We start from the raw sequence: 12,089 nt of genomic DNA on the forward strand, positions 1-12,089 counted from the left end.
GTAGAACGAAAGAAAGTAGGAAAGTGAACCGATATGAATAGGTATGAAAGCACCCATCTTCATCCGGCCACTCACCGAAAACGAACAAAACGAGATCCAGGCAAGATTACGTTCCTCCTCAGCCTTTGTGTTGCGTCGCTGCCAGATTCTCTTGGCAAGTGCTCGTCACGAACATGCCAGAGCCATAGCCAAGCAACTGGGTTGCGACGACCAGACCGTTCGCAATGTCATCAAAGGCTTCAACGAGCGCGGACTCGCCGTGCTCAAGCGCGAGTCCTGCCGCCCACATCACCTTCGCACAAGCATTCCCGACGACGCGTTAGAGGCGTTGCAAGACCTCTTGCACCGCAGCCCTCGCGACTTTGGGCTCAACCGCAGCCTGTGGAGCTTGCCTCTGGTTGCCAAGATCAGCTTCGAACAAGGAATCATTCCGACTGCGACCAGCGTCACGAGCGTGTGCCGTGCGCTCAAACGCTTGGGAACCAGTTGGAAACGCGCCAAGCACTGGATTACTAGTCCCGACCCACAATACCAAGTAAAAAAAACGCTCGGCAACGGTTGATTGCCTACGCGAGCCTTCAGTCCGACTGGGCCATTGGCTTCCTTGACGAGGTCTGGTGGAGTCGCTTTGCTCTTCCTCGCCTCCACGCCTGGCAAGACGCAGAGCACCCCGTCCGTCTGGTTGAGCAATCCTGGCTAAAGGATGATCCTGACCCCAAAGCACTGGCTTGTTATGGCGTCCTCTGGCAACAAGGGAGCCATGATGATCCTCTACGAGAGGAGATGTGGCTCCGTTTTGTCACGGGACGCCCAGTCAGCGATATCACCATTCAGTTTCTGGATTGGTGTTGCCAGCACTTGGCAGCACAAGGCAAACGGCATTGGCTCCTCATTTGGGACAATGCCTCCTGGCATGTGAGCAAGATGGTACGTACCTGGATCCGGGAACACAACCTCACCGTTAAGCAATCCCATCAAGGCGTTCGGATTTTGCCTTTTCAACTGCCCACCAAAAGCCCCTGGCTCAATCCGATTGAACCAAAGTGGGTCCATGGCAAGCGCAATGTGGTCGAACTTGATGGCTTGCTTTCGGCCCATCAATTAGCCAGCCGGGTCTGCGCTTACTATGGGTGCTCGTATGAACCACATTTAACTCTTTCCGAAATGGTTTCGTAATCTTGCACTAGGATGGAACTTATGGCATTGCTACCAAATAAAACCTGGGATAGCATCCTTCAGATGGCAAGACGTATCTTCAGGAATGAAGGTGAGAAGAATGAACACCGGAAGAAAGAGACTTTTCCGCGTTGGATGGTAAACTGTTCTCACTCTGACCTCGTATTTATGCGAGAGCATAATATAGAGAGAAAACTGTCATATACCAACTGGGAACCTCTGTCGGCACGGCCGTAGGTGATCTGACCGCGATGACCGCCCACTTGGGTTATTTCGCCTCGGGTGTGCTGTTTATCGTATTGATCGCTTTGCCAGCCCTGGCTTACTGGTTGCTTGGCTTGAATGAGATTGTTGCCTTCTGGCTCGCCTATATCTTGACCAGGCCGCTTGGTGCCTCATTTGCGGACTGGGCGGGCAAGGAGCCGAGCGCCGGGGGAGCTGGCCTGGGTACGGGCTGGGTCAGCCTTGCTCTGACAATCTTGATTATCGCCTTTGTCGCTTATGTGACGGTCACGCGCAAGGATGTCAGGAATAATTAATGTAATGTATGTTGTATTGCGAGCTCAGCTCGCAATACAACATACATTACATTAATTATTCCTGGTAGCGGTGCTGGCTCCAGTAGATGAAGAGCAGGGGGGCCGGGAGGGTTGAGAGGAGTAGCGCCAGGAAGATGCCAAAACTAAAGGTAATGCGTCCCAGCGAGCCGGAATAGGCATAGAGCATGCCCCAGAGCAAGATGCCCGCGGCAAGAATGCAGGTAATCAGGGGGAGAATCCAGTCGTAGAGCAGCCTTGAGAGGTCGTGTAGGCGGCGGGGAAAGACAAAGCGAATAAAGCCCATGAGCAGGAGGAAGTCCACCAGGGGGAGCGCTCCAACACTCAGGCCCAGCAGAAAAGCCACAAATTGATGAAAATCCCTCATCATAGATGTAACCGTTTTTATGCTCTATTTTATCCACGTTTTTCTTAAAAAGAAGTATACCACCTTTTGCATAGATATAAAAGAATGCTGCAAGTTACTGTCTTGACTTCTCGCGCCTGCGGCGCTCGCCTTCAGAGTAAGGAGTGTGTTGTGGGCTGGCGGAGCCAGCCCACAACACACTCCTTACTACCTCGAAAAGGGGGGGTATAAATGGGCAACTGCTCAATGCAAATTACGACACGCCCCTTACCTCGAAAAAAGGGGTGAGCGTATGGCATGGGCCAATACTCGTGCCACACGCTCATCCCTTTTACCCTTGAGGAACGCAGGTGCGAGGGACCAGCATTAATGGCAGCCCTCTGAGGGGGCGGCGCTCTTTGTCACGACGTTTGGGCTGGTGGTGGTGACGATGCCGGTGTGTTCAACGTCGAGCTTTATAAGATTGAGCAGGTTGAGCGAGATGGTTAGCTGGCGACTAAAGCTAAAGCTCTGGCTGGTTTCACCCGTGGCGAAAGTGAGCGTGGTTGTGTTATAGCTTGCTCCGTTATCTGATGAGTATTTGACGTCGACCTCGCCGCCAGGGCTGTTGTCGCTGACAGTAATCGTCGCGATATAGGTGACGGTGGCGATGCCGCCACAGGAGGTCGAGATGGTAGGGGGATCGAATGCGATATCGATTCCCTGTACCTGGAAGGGATTGGTCGTGGTTGTTCCAGTTGGGGTGGGTGTGAGCGATGCGACTGTACTGGTCGCCCTGGCTTTTGAGACGGGAGTGGGCACTCCTACTACTCCAGCACTTGTTGGACTTGGTCGAACGCCTCCAGGCGTATTGCTAGTAGCCGGACTGACTGTCGTGATTGGTGTCTGAGTACCTGGAGAACCACCAGTCACAAGGGTTGAGGTATGGTCATTGAGGACTGTGTTTAGCACGAAGGTACCCAGAAGGGCAAGCAGGATCAGAAGAATGATTACAGCCAGGAGAAACCGCCTGCGTCTCCCTTTCCGCCCTTTATTCTTATCATCGCCTGTGTTCCAGGTGGGGAGAGGGGGGTCTTGCCCATCATCATCTATATTGGCTGGTTTGAATATAGAGGCTGACCCGGATTGTTCGAGTTTGCTAGATATCTGCTTCAGTTGAATCTCGCCTGGTAGGGGTAAGGGAGCTTCCGGTGCGTCGCCGGAGCCAGTAGGTTCGCTTGTATGGAGTGAGGGTTCTGGCCAATCAACTCCTGTGATGGGTGATGATGGGGTGCCATACTCGCTTGAGGGAGTCTGGGGACTGCTTGCGATTTGGAATGAGGCGTTCTGTGAAGCGGAGTGAAACTGGGTGCGGAAAAGCTGGCTGGGTAATTCAACACTAAATTCTGAGGTAGAGTGCTCAAGCACCAGTTCGTTTGACTCAGTCGGACCATCGATGGCCTGCTGAAAGGCCTGAGCGAAGGCGACAATGTTCGGATAGCGCTCCTTGGGCTTCTTCGCCAGGCCGCGCTGAATAACAGCGCTTGCCCCGGGAGAGACCTGTGAATTAAGCTGGCTGGCATCGGGCGGTGCGGCCTGGATATGCTGGTAAAGAATGCTAACGGCATCACCTTGAAAGGGATATTGTCCCGTGAGCAGCTTATAGGTCATAATTGCCAGGGAATATTGATCACTGGCGGGGACGGCCTCCCCTCGCCACTGTTCGGGGGCCATGTAATTTGGTGTGCCACGTGCATGCTTACTTGAATTGGAGTTGCCCAGGCGCAGGCGAGCCAGGCCAAAGTCCGAGAGCAGGAGGTGAGGGACGTCAGGTTGCACATGACTATTACTGACCAGGAAGTTCGATGACTTCACGTCCTGGTGGATGACATGATGGTCATGGGCATACTGAAGAGCGTCCGCGGCCTGGCGCACGATCTGTGCAACCATCTGAGGGGGCAACAGCATCGCGCGGCGGCGCTTGCGCAGCCAGATATCGAGTGAGCCTTCGGCATGATACGGCATTACGAGATAGGTTAGCTGGGCGGTGTTCAGCGTGGTCTCTCCATAATCAAAGAGGGGTAAAATATGAGGATGATCAAGCATCGAAATAGTTCGCGCCTCACGCTGAAAGAGGCGCAACGCCTTGCTGCTTGTCTCGCTACCCTCATCCTCATCTTCTTCTGTATGAACGACCTTGACCGCGACCTGGCGCGCGAGGCGTATGTCGTCCGCGAGATAGATCTCTCCCATGCCCCCACTTCCCACCAGTCGAAGCAAACGGTAATTATGTATCTGTAATCCGTCGAGTGGCATCTCTTATCCCTGGCGGCCCTTAAAATAAATATAACTATCCAAATACCCTCTTTTTACTTTACCAAATAACAGGTATTTACGCAACGGTTAAAAGGTAAAAAAGTGAAAATAGGTAGTAATAAAGAAGGAAGACATGATGCTCGAAAAAATTAATCATGCTCAGAGTCAGGTACTGAATGGGGACCGAGAAGGTGCGCAGAGACTTTATCTTGAGATGTGGAATGAGGCGTTGCGTACTGAGGATCAGTACCAGGCATGCGTTGTTGCTCACTTTATGGCCCATGCCTGCACTGAACCAGGAGAGCAGTTGCTATGGCACCAGCGCGCCCTGAAGGCTGCCGAGGCCGTAGGAGACGAAAGCGTGCAGGGATTTTTTCCCTCACTTTACGCGAACCTGGGAGAGATTTGCCTGCGTCTCGGTGATCGTGAGCAAGCGCGCGTGTATGCAACCAGGGCACAGGGAGTCGCGCACCTCTTACAGGATGATGGATATGGGCGCATGATAGCTTCGCTGATTGAACGCGTGTTGCAAGCTACCGCGGAGAAGTGAGAGGGCACGACGCTACTAAAGTACGCGTCTACATATACCCGTAATATGTAGACGCGTACTTTAGTAGCGTCGTGCCAGGCTTATGCACTGGCCTCAGTGGTTTCCTCGGATTGCTCCGTTGCCTGATCTGGCGAGCCGGTAACGAAGGGCACATCTTTGAGGAAGAAGGTCACGAGCAGCGCGATGATCGTGAAGGTTAGCACTGCTACGAAGCCGTGTTGGAGGGCGGTGGCAAGGGAGAGCTTACCGGCCTCGGTACTCGGCAGGCTGCGCATCACATCGCTGGAGGCGGAGCTATTGACTACGGTTCCCACAATGGCGATGCCCAGCGTCGCGCCCAGTTGTCCCAGGTATCTGTTTGCCGCCGTGCCAACGCCCAGGCTACTGGCTGGCAGAACGTTCTGCGCGACCGCTGTGAGGGAGAAGAACGTCCCCGTGCCAATACCCGCCAGGATCATGAATCCGATGGCCTGCCATAGGCTGGTTGAGGGCGTCATCAGCGTGAAGAAGAAGGTACCAATTCCCATCAGCAGTGCGCCGATGATGATAACAAGCTGGTAACGCTTGAGCGCGCCGATGATGGGACCTGCCAGCATCGCGCCAACCACCATGCTTATAGAGAGGGGCGTCATCACCAGCCCACTGATGGTGGGCGAGACGGAGAGCACGCCCTGCAAGTAGAGGGGTAGGTAGAGTGAGAGGCCCATCAACACCATCATCTGGAGCATGGTCAGAAGCGCGGCGCAGCTCCAGACCTGGTTGCGGAACAGTTCCAGGGGTAGGATGGGTTCGGCGGTCTTGCGTTCAACCAGGGCAAACAGGAGAAAGAGGACTACGCCAATTCCCATTAAGCCAAGGACCTGAGGTGAGTTCCAGGCATACATTTGTGAACTGCCCCAGGTCAGTCCCAGCATCAGGCAGATGGTCGCGACTGTAGAGAGAACCGCGCCCAGGAAATCGATATGCCGTATCGCCGCCAGGCCCGTTTTCTCACTGGTGCGGACCGAGAGATGGGCTGGCAAGAAGAAGAGCAGCGCTATGACTGCGATTAAGCCCACAGGCAGGTTGATATAGAAAACCCAGCGCCAGCGGCTGCTTGTCGTCACAAAGTTTCCCATGAGTGGTCCGTGCTCAGTAAGCCAGCCGCCAAGCGTTGGACCAAAGAGATTGGAGACACCATACACGATGCCAAAGAGACTCGACCATTTGGCCCGCTCGGCTGGAGGAAAGAGATCGCCAACCACGGTCGCGACCAGGGCCATGCCAATGCCCGCGCCCAGCCCTTGGAGCGCGCGGAAGAAGATCAATTGATTCATCGTCTGTGAGGCCCCAGCCAGGAGTGAGCCTATGAGAAAGAGGACGGTCCCACCAAGCAGAAACCACTTGCGGCCAAACTGGTCGGAGAGCTTGCCTACAATTGGTACCATGCTCATCGTGGTCAGAACATAGGCGGTCACAACCCAGGTGTAGCGATCTAACCCATGCAGCTCGGCGATGATACGCGGCATGGCGGTCCCCACAACCGTCTGGTCCAGAGCCTCCAGGAAGAGAGAGAGCATCAGCGCGATCAGCACGCTAGCCAGCGCGAAACCTCGTAGGCGGACCTGGCTGGATGTCGTGTCAGTCATGGATGCAGTACTCATCGAATATTTTCTCTTTCATACTATGTCAATGTTATTGTTTATCTATTACCTAAAGTATATTCTAAAAAGAAGCCCTAATCACGTGATTTGTCAGGCTGAGGGGTCAGCGTTTTGAAGATTTCTCTGAACGCAATCCAACAAATTGTAATTGTAGGGTCCAGGCTAGCCTGGGCCCTCTCGCCAAGGGATCAATCGATCCTGGGAGGGAGAGTCCATGCCAGCACGGCCCCTACAAACGGTACATCTAACAATGTATAGGGTCCAGGCTAGCCTGGACTATTTCAAGATCTGGCGCACAAAACTCTGAAGGTCCGCGACGTAGAGTTCAGGCTCTTCCCAGGCCATGAAGTGACCGCCGCGAGGAAAATCGGTAAAGTGGGCCAGGTTGACCTGGCGCGCCGCCCACTCGCGAGGCAGTGGCGGATCATAGGGGCAATGAGCCACTGCGGCTGGAACTACTGCACTCTTACCGAGATTGCCTCCACTGGCGACGTGTGCATTGGCATAATAGGCTCCTGCCGCCGTGTTGATGGTCTCGGTGACCCAGTAGATTGTGACATTGGTTAGCAGTTCATCGGCGCTAAAGCGTGTTTTGAACTCCTCCTTGCCTTTCTCGCCACTACTGCCATAGCCGATCAGCCAGGCGGCCAGGCCGAGAGGTGAGTCGTTGAGGCCGTAAGCCAGCGTTTGTGGCTTGGTGGCCATGATCATGTTGACGCCGATGCCCTCTTCCATAAACCACTTCTGGACCCATTGAGCCATCTCCATTTCGGCAGGCGTAAGGGTTGAGAAATCGGTATTCTGATCAGGGTAGCCCACATCGGTCAGGTGAATACCGATGAGCAACTCGGGATACTTGCGCGCCAGGGCCTGGGTGATGATGGCTCCGTGATCGCCGCCAGCCGAGACGAATTTTTCATAGCCGAGCACCTGGGTCATCAGCTTCGCGAAGAGATCGGCATTGGTATCGTCGTCCACCGTAACGCGATCCGAAAAGCCTGTGCCTGGAATGGATGGCACGATCACATCAAAGGAGGCGTTGGGATCGCCGCCGAACTTTGCGGGATCGGTCAGCCGCTCAATGACCTTGTGATAGCGATAGAATGAGTCGGGAAAGCCATGGAGCAGTAGGAGCGGCGTCGGATTTGGCCCCTTGCCGCGCTCGTGGATGAAGTGGATGCCCACGCCATCAACATCGGTTTTAAATTGCGCAAAGCTATTCAGGGCCGCCTCGTGCTTGCGCCAGTCGTATTCATGCAGCCAGTGGTTGGCGAGTTCTTTCATATATTCAAGGCTGATGCCATAGGCCCAGTCGGCTTCTGTGGCAGTACTGAGCCAGCGTGTGCGGGCTAAGCGCTCGCGTAGGTCATCAAGAGTAGCCTGGGGAATGGCGATTTTGAATGGTTGCATGCTCATGCGTTCTTCGCTCCTTTTTGAATGCCTCTTGCTTCATCTCTGCTTACAAAGAGAGTATAACCTCGAAGGAGGACACAATCGACCCTCGTTTCTGGCATTTTTGTCCTACGATTGGCTTTTACACAGATCTGTACGTGCATACGCGTTTCTCCTTTGCTGGGAGTGTGATGCGTTGCTTGAAACAAATTATAGAGGTTTGCAAGCGGGGGAACATCACCCAGATGTATGATTGCGTAGGGTGATTGGCGCTGGCAGATGGGGATATCCAGTATCTCCCCAAAGACGCTGGCAGGATGGGGAGAGCTTTAGAGCAAGAGCAGCCGCCGTGCCAACGTGATGGCCTCGGTGCGGCGGTTCACACCAGGCTTGCGATAAATGTTGCTGACCTGAGTTGTGATTGTGTTGCGGGAGACAATCAATGCCTGCGCTATTTCGTTATACTTCTGTCCAGCAACTAGCAGGCACAGTACGCGTTGCTCCTGTCCCTGTACTCTTATACTGATTTGGCTACACATACAATGAAATTGTAAGCTTTTTGCAATTTCAGAAAGGTAGTATGCAATGAAAATCGCTCTATTTGGGGCTAATGGTATGATTGGCCAGCGTATCGCCCGTGAGGCGACGGAGCGCGGGCACCAGGTTACAGCTATCGTGCGCAATCCATCGAGCTTCGCTGAGTGTCTACAAAATCTATCGGTTGCTCAGGGGGACGCCAGCGATCCTGAGAGTGTCGCGAAGGTAGCGGCGGATCATGATGTCGTAGTCAGCGCGCTGGGTCCCGCGCATGGCGTGCCGCCCGAGTCCTTTATCGAGATGACGCGGACACTGATCGATGGCGTCAAGCGTGCGGGTGTGCATCGCCTGATCGCTGTAGGTGGCGCGGGCAGCCTGGAGGTCGCACCTGGCGTGCAATTGATGGATACGCCCGAGTTTCCCTCCGCCTTGCAAGGGATTGCGCGTGCGCATCGCGATGCGCTCGATATCTACCTTGGCGAGAAAGACCTGGACTGGACGAACATCAGCCCGGCAGCCCTCATCGAACCTGGACAGCGCACCGGGAAGTACCGCACTGGCAAAGATCAGCTTGTGACCAATGACAAAGGCGAGAGCCGTATCTCTGCCGAGGACTTCGCCATTGCCGTCATCGACGAAGTCGAGAAGCCGCGTTTCAGCCGCCAACGCTTCACCGTTGCGTATTAAACGCAGGGTCCATGCTTGCAAGGATTGAAATAGCCGCGGACGCCAGTAGCGAGGCCACTACTGGCGTCCGCGGCTATTTCAGGAGGCTTAGACTAAACGATTTGTGTTCTGGTTGGAACCAACGGTGCAAAGGGTCAGGGTGACCAGCGATGGGGCGCTGCTCTGCCAGGGGTGATGCCAGAGAATCTTTCCATCACGCTTGTTTATGGCGTAGAGGTTCTGTTGAAGGGAGAGGGGTGAGGGCTGCAGCGTCTCTACGACGATAAGCATGTCTTTATTGGCACTCAGGCTAAACAGGCTGGGCTGTAAGCTGTCAATGCACCAGCGATCCTTGCCTGTGGCGGTGTCAAGGGCGCAGAGCGTCTTTTTAGTCGTGCTGCCATCCCCTCGATAGCCTTTGTAGGCATATAACTCTTGCTCTGAGAGAAAGGTAAATTGCTCATAGTTGTGTTCGCGTTGCCAGCGTAGCTTACCCGTGTGTGCATCGAGCGCCATCAAGAGCATGTCCTGGTGTGGCTCTGAGGCGGGGTGAGCTTTGGGATTGTAAAGTTGATTCTGCCCATTGAGATACAGCGTATCACCAAGCGCCGTGACGGATGACGGTTGGTTGAACATTGACATGGGAAGCGTCCAGATGCTTTTCCCGGTCTCGGGCTGCAAGGCCTGCACGCTGGTGATAGGACTGCTCGTGGAGGGGTCGGAAGCAACCTGATTGATAGCCAGAACGGCCTCTCTGGTGACTATGAGCTTGAAGGTATTGCTATCGTTCGCGGTCGTATAGGCTTTCCGCCAGAGGACCTTGCCTTGAGCGGTATCAAGCGCTGTGGCGAACCTGCGCTGGCCATTCTGGCTCTGCGCGTTTATTTCTGTTTCGACAATGTATACTGCCGTGCTCGTCGTGACAAGCCCGGAGAGAAAAGCAGGACTCTTATAGCTCCAGCGTACCTGTCCATTGCTTATTTGCAGGGCCTGAACGGTAGTTTCTGTATTCTGATAGATCGTTCCCTTGCAGAACTGCATAGTATTGAAGCCTGTTTCCTCGGTTTCGCGCTGCCAGAGCAAATGGCCGTCCCGGATATCGAGTGCCAGGAGGAGGGCACTGTGCTGGCTGCTGCTAGTGATGTAGAGTACTCCATCCACAATTCTTTGCTCGCTCGATTGATACATATCTTTCACTTTGAGTGGTTCGCGTTGCCAGCGTATATGCCCGGTGCTGGTGTCAAAGGCGGTGACATGGAGCCTGGATAGGCCCTGGTTGTTATCCGCCTCTTGTGGATTCGCATCCCAGCTCACAGCGTACTGAATAGTCCCCGGTTGGGAAGAGGGCGGATGTGACATGGTACAATCTCCTGATGTTTTGTCTGGTATCTTCTGATTGGATGTTTGCTCCTGTAATGTTGGTTTCGAGCCACAGCCCGCGAAGAAGAAACAAAGAACCAGTAACAACAAGCTGCTGAGAACAATTGGATGCCTGTTTGTTTTAGAAGATATGAACGTATGACAGGACATAATGATGTCACTCCTGCAAGTAAGAAAAGTTTTATACAAGTTGTCTGTCCTTAGTGTAGTAGGAAAGTGATAAAGATAGATGGGGCATATGACCTATTTGTTCTCAATATATAGCCAACTCAATAAGTAGATTGTTGGCTTGATCCCACGGGCCCGTGGTGCTCGCCTGGGTATGAGGTGTGGTGCTCATTGGCAGCCACTGGCTGCCAATGAGCACCACACCTCATACCCCTGAGAAAATGTAGGAATGCAACCTTGTTCTATATGCTCTTTGTCATGAAATCGACCTGGGAGCGAACGTGCATACCGGCGCGATGGTAGAGGTTCCAGGCTCCCGTCTGGTTGGTGGAGTCCATGTCGAGCAGGACCTCGCGGACACCGCGACGATAGTACTCATTAAAGGCTGTAGAGAGCAGGGCGAGGGCAATGCCTCGTTTGCGCCAGGGACGGCGCACTCCGACCTGCGAGACATGTCCATTATGTTCCTGGGGATAGATGCGGCAGAGCGTGACGCCAACCACTTCTCCATCGGAGATAGCGACATAGAACATAGAAGGGTCGGCGCTAGAGTTCTTCTCAAACATACCCTCGTACCAGTCTGCATAGGGGCGATATGGCTCGCCATCGATATCGGGAAAGGTCTCAGCAACGACATTATAAATGGCTCGCTCCTCCTGGCCTGGAATAAAGGGGCGAATGATAACACCCTCGATAGGACGGGGGGCCGTAGGCGGCTCTTCAAAGAGGATACGCATACGGTAATCGCTGGATTCGACCTTGAGGCCCGCTTGCGTGAGTAGGTGAGACATATCGCGGGTAAAGCTCCACGTGTAGAAGGTGCGAGGCGTCTCCGGGTAAGCGTCGAGCAGGGTGTGTGCGCGCTCCTCAGCGAATTGTAGTAGATAGGCGCCGATAGGCTGCTGCTGATAGGAGAGGCGTATGGCTGTATTTGCGTCGAGCATAATGCCGCGTCTCGTTCGGGCCACACTGGTATAACCAATGAAGTCGCCTGTGGGCGCCGTCACCGCCAGCGTGTCGCTCTCTAAGTTGACATCACGGTCCTGCCAGAACTCCAGCACATCAATAGCTGCGCTCTCGCTAACGCCCAGCATGGCGAGTTCGATTTCAACGTTGATGGCCGCGATAGCCTCGGCATCCTGAAGTGTTGCCGGGCGCGTCACAAAGCCTGGGGGAAGGAGGATACTGGACATAAAGAAACTCCATTCTATATGCTTGCTACTCTAGAGTAGCTTTGAGGGCGTGTCTTCACCCGGCGCGAGCAGGCTTTGTCGTGAGAGGTAAGAGTCGATCTGGCGGATAACAAAAAGCCGCGAGCGTGTAGTGGAGAGGGACGCCCACGGACAAAATTAGTCAACTATGTAAATCAGGAGATGACC

General features: G+C 54.1%; 12 protein-coding genes. 5 read left to right on the top strand and 7 right to left on the bottom strand.

Annotated elements, in window-relative coordinates; genetic code table 11:
- The first annotated feature begins 43 nt into the window (after window positions 1-43).
- The 3 genes from KTE_RS32825 to KTE_RS32835 all read left to right on the top strand — a co-directional run bounded on the left by KTE_RS32825 (window position 44) and on the right by KTE_RS32835 (window position 1,715).
- The gene (locus KTE_RS32825; RefSeq protein ID WP_201377570.1) at window positions 44-562 is read left to right on the top strand and encodes a helix-turn-helix domain-containing protein; all 519 of its coding nucleotides are present in this window, start codon (window positions 44-46) and stop codon (window positions 560-562) included.
- On the top strand, window positions 562-1,176 hold the full coding sequence (locus tag KTE_RS32830; protein ID WP_201386915.1) for a transposase: 615 nt from the start codon (window positions 562-564) through the stop codon (window positions 1,174-1,176). The genes KTE_RS32825 and KTE_RS32830 overlap by 1 nt, the downstream gene beginning before the upstream one ends.
- A 251-nt stretch (window positions 1,177-1,427) precedes the next feature.
- Window positions 1,428-1,715, top strand: a complete 288-nt coding sequence (locus KTE_RS32835) for a hypothetical protein (RefSeq protein ID WP_236600767.1) — start codon at window positions 1,428-1,430, stop codon at window positions 1,713-1,715.
- 55 nt (window positions 1,716-1,770) lie between these two features.
- Here KTE_RS32835 and KTE_RS32840 read toward each other — a convergent pair whose 3' ends face one another.
- Both KTE_RS32840 and KTE_RS32845 read right to left on the bottom strand, forming a co-directional pair.
- Window positions 1,771-2,103: a hypothetical protein gene (locus KTE_RS32840; protein WP_201378590.1), complete on the bottom strand. Its 333-nt coding sequence runs from the start codon at window positions 2,101-2,103 to the stop codon at window positions 1,771-1,773.
- 342 nt (window positions 2,104-2,445) lie between these two features.
- Window positions 2,446-4,374 (bottom strand): serine/threonine-protein kinase, encoded by a 1,929-nt coding sequence (locus KTE_RS32845; RefSeq protein ID WP_201389060.1) that lies wholly within the window; start codon window positions 4,372-4,374, stop codon window positions 2,446-2,448.
- Between the two features lie 133 nt (window positions 4,375-4,507).
- On the opposite strand from KTE_RS32845, the gene KTE_RS32850 reads away from it, so the two are divergent.
- Window positions 4,508-4,924 carry a hypothetical protein gene (locus tag KTE_RS32850; RefSeq protein ID WP_201389061.1) on the top strand — a complete coding sequence of 139 codons (417 nt, stop codon included), beginning with the start codon at window positions 4,508-4,510 and terminating at the stop codon, window positions 4,922-4,924.
- Window positions 4,925-5,004: 80 nt separating this feature from the next.
- Here KTE_RS32850 and KTE_RS32855 read toward each other — a convergent pair whose 3' ends face one another.
- From KTE_RS32855 to KTE_RS32865, 3 genes are all read right to left on the bottom strand, one after another.
- Window positions 5,005-6,567 carry an MDR family MFS transporter gene (locus tag KTE_RS32855; protein WP_201389062.1) on the bottom strand — a complete coding sequence of 521 codons (1,563 nt, stop codon included), beginning with the start codon at window positions 6,565-6,567 and terminating at the stop codon, window positions 5,005-5,007.
- Between the two features lie 276 nt (window positions 6,568-6,843).
- A complete protein-coding gene (locus KTE_RS32860; RefSeq protein WP_201389063.1) occupies window positions 6,844-7,983 on the bottom strand; it encodes an epoxide hydrolase family protein in 1,140 nt (379 codons plus the stop codon).
- A 305-nt stretch (window positions 7,984-8,288) separates the two neighbouring features.
- Window positions 8,289-8,498, bottom strand: a complete 210-nt coding sequence (locus KTE_RS32865) for a response regulator transcription factor (protein WP_201389064.1) — start codon at window positions 8,496-8,498, stop codon at window positions 8,289-8,291.
- A 46-nt stretch (window positions 8,499-8,544) separates the two neighbouring features.
- Between KTE_RS32865 and KTE_RS32870 the strand changes: the two genes are divergently transcribed.
- Window positions 8,545-9,183, top strand: coding sequence for an NAD(P)-dependent oxidoreductase (locus KTE_RS32870; protein ID WP_201389065.1), 639 nt, complete (start codon window positions 8,545-8,547; stop codon window positions 9,181-9,183).
- A gap of 87 nt (window positions 9,184-9,270) precedes the next feature.
- Here the strand turns inward: KTE_RS32870 and KTE_RS32875 are convergent, their stop codons facing one another.
- Both KTE_RS32875 and KTE_RS32880 read right to left on the bottom strand, forming a co-directional pair.
- Complete coding sequence (locus KTE_RS32875) at window positions 9,271-10,521, bottom strand: PQQ-binding-like beta-propeller repeat protein (protein ID WP_201389067.1); 1,251 nt, start codon at window positions 10,519-10,521, stop codon at window positions 9,271-9,273.
- Window positions 10,522-10,952: 431 nt separating this feature from the next.
- Entirely contained in the window at window positions 10,953-11,903 is a 951-nt protein-coding gene (locus KTE_RS32880) for a GNAT family N-acetyltransferase (protein WP_201389069.1), read from the bottom strand.
- Between the last annotated feature and the right edge of the window lie 186 nt (window positions 11,904-12,089).

The sequence above is a fragment of the Ktedonobacter sp. SOSP1-85 genome, from assembly GCF_016587415.1.
Lineage (GTDB): Bacteria > Chloroflexota > Ktedonobacteria > Ktedonobacterales > Ktedonobacteraceae > Ktedonobacter.

What these genes read in the sequence shown, in the direction of transcription:
- KTE_RS32875 (WP_201389067.1), bottom strand. Translation starts at nt 10,521, where the DNA reads ATGTCACATCCGCCCTCTTCCCAACCGGGGACTATTCAGTACGCTGTG.
- KTE_RS32825 (WP_201377570.1), top strand. Translation starts at nt 44, where the DNA reads ATGAAAGCACCCATCTTCATCCGGCCACTCACCGAAAACGAACAAAAC.
- KTE_RS32870 (WP_201389065.1), top strand. Translation starts at nt 8,545, where the DNA reads ATGAAAATCGCTCTATTTGGGGCTAATGGTATGATTGGCCAGCGTATC.
- KTE_RS32880 (WP_201389069.1), bottom strand. Translation starts at nt 11,903, where the DNA reads ATGTCCAGTATCCTCCTTCCCCCAGGCTTTGTGACGCGCCCGGCAACA.
- KTE_RS32855 (WP_201389062.1), bottom strand. Translation starts at nt 6,567, where the DNA reads ATGAGTACTGCATCCATGACTGACACGACATCCAGCCAGGTCCGCCTA.
- KTE_RS32865 (WP_201389064.1), bottom strand. Translation starts at nt 8,498, where the DNA reads ATGTGTAGCCAAATCAGTATAAGAGTACAGGGACAGGAGCAACGCGTA.
- KTE_RS32835 (WP_236600767.1), top strand. Translation starts at nt 1,428, where the DNA reads ATGACCGCCCACTTGGGTTATTTCGCCTCGGGTGTGCTGTTTATCGTA.
- KTE_RS32840 (WP_201378590.1), bottom strand. Translation starts at nt 2,103, where the DNA reads ATGATGAGGGATTTTCATCAATTTGTGGCTTTTCTGCTGGGCCTGAGT.
- KTE_RS32850 (WP_201389061.1), top strand. Translation starts at nt 4,508, where the DNA reads ATGATGCTCGAAAAAATTAATCATGCTCAGAGTCAGGTACTGAATGGG.
- KTE_RS32860 (WP_201389063.1), bottom strand. Translation starts at nt 7,983, where the DNA reads ATGAGCATGCAACCATTCAAAATCGCCATTCCCCAGGCTACTCTTGAT.
- KTE_RS32845 (WP_201389060.1), bottom strand. Translation starts at nt 4,374, where the DNA reads ATGCCACTCGACGGATTACAGATACATAATTACCGTTTGCTTCGACTG.